1 rRNA gene is annotated in these 1,893 nt (G+C 46.5%); it reads right to left on the bottom strand.

Annotated elements, in window-relative coordinates:
- Nucleotides 1-1,876: ribosomal RNA gene (locus AQ1689_RS03695) — 23S ribosomal RNA — on the bottom strand; the annotation flags it as partial.
- Between the last annotated feature and the right edge of the window lie 17 nt (nucleotides 1,877-1,893).

Raw genomic sequence — 1,893 nt, 5'->3', positions numbered from 1 at the left:
GCTAACAACTCCACTTAACCTTCCAGCACCGGGCAGGTGTCAGGCCTTATACATCATCTTTCAATTTAGCAAAGCCCTGTGTTTTTGATAAACAGTCGCCTGGACCTTTTCACTGCGGCCCATCCGAAGATGGGCGACCCTTCTCCCGAAGTTACGGGTCTATTTTGCCTAGTTCCTTAGCCATGAATCACTCGAGCACCTTAGAATTCTCATCCCAACTACCTGTGTCGGTTTACGGTACGGGTTCTTATAATCTGAAGCTTAGAGGTTTTTCTTGGAAGCCTTTAGGCACACTATCAACGCATCCGAAGATTTGTTGTACTATCACATTTCACCTAGATCTGCGGATTTGCCTACAGTTCCAATAGCTACATGTTTCAACGAACTATTCCGTCAGTTCGCGGTGCTTTCATTACTCCGTCACCCCATCGCAATTATAAGAAGTACAGGAATATTAACCTGTTATCCATCGACTACTCCCTTCGGATTCGCCTTAGGACCCGACTAACCCTCAGCTGATTAGCATCGCTGAGGAAACCTTAGTCTTTCGGTGAGGGGGTTTCTCGCCCCCTTTATCGTTACTTATGCCTACATTTTCTTTTCTATCCGCTCCAGCATTCCTTACAGGACACCTTCGGCGCAAATAGAATGCTCCCCTACCACTTACGTGTCTTTCAACGTAAATCCATAGCTTCGGTAATATGTTTATGCCCGATTATTATCCATGCAAAACCGCTCGACTAGTGAGCTGTTACGCACTCTTTAAATGAATGGCTGCTTCCAAGCCAACATCCTAGCTGTCTAAGCAGTTTCACCTCGTTAGTTCAACTTAACATATATTTGGGGACCTTAGCTGATGGTCTGGGTTCTTTCCCTCTCGGACATGGACCTTAGCACCCATGCCCTCACTGCTGAGTAACATTTTATAGCATTCGGAGTTTGTCAGGAATTGGTAGGCGGTGAAGCCCCCGCATCCAATCAGTAGCTCTACCTCTATAAAACTTTCGCTCAACGCTGCACCTAAATGCATTTCGGGGAGTACGAGCTATTTCCGAGTTTGATTGGCCTTTCACCCCTACCCACAGGTCATCCAAAGACTTTTCAACGTCAACTGGTTCGGTCCTCCACTGTATGTTACTACAGCTTCAACCTGCCCATGGGTAGATCACTCGGTTTCGCGTCTACTACTACTAACTATGGTCGCCCTATTCAGACTCGCTTTCGCTACGGCTCCGGACCTTAAATCCTTAACCTTGCTAGTAACAGTAACTCGTAGGCTCATTATGCAAAAGGCACGCCGTCACACAGTTAATGTGCTCCGACCGCTTGTAGGCGTACGGTTTCAGGTTCTATTTCACTCCCTTACTTAGGGTTCTTTTCACCTTTCCCTCACGGTACTAGTTCACTATCGGTCTTTCAGGAGTATTTAGCCTTACCGGATGGTCCCGGTGGATTCATACAGGATTACTCGTGTCCCGCACTACTCAGGGTACTGCTATATTATCTTCGATTACCTATACTAGACTATCACTATCTTTGGTTCGATTTTCCAATCGATTCTAGTTCTCTTAGATTCTAATGTCGCAGCCCTACAACCCCAATACTGCCGTAACAGCATTGGTTTGGGCTAATCCGCGTTCGCTCGCCACTACTAACGGAATCACTATTGTTTTCTCTTCCTCCGGTTACTTAGATGTTTCAGTTCACCGGGTTTGCCCCCTTGCGGGTGACATGTCTTCAACATGCCGGGTTGCCCCATTCGGAAATTAACGGATCATAAAATATGTGCTTCTCCCCGTTACTTATCGCAGCTTATCGCGTCCTTCATCGCCTCTGAAAGCCTAGGCATCCGCCATACGCCCTTATTTAGCTTATTGTACTTTTTGCTCTAAA

The sequence above is a fragment of the Tenacibaculum finnmarkense genome, from assembly GCF_900239185.1.
Classification (GTDB): Bacteria; Bacteroidota; Bacteroidia; order Flavobacteriales; family Flavobacteriaceae; genus Polaribacter; species Polaribacter finnmarkensis.
Note: the sequence above shows the minus strand (reverse complement) of the source record. Positions and strands in the feature narration are given on the sequence as shown.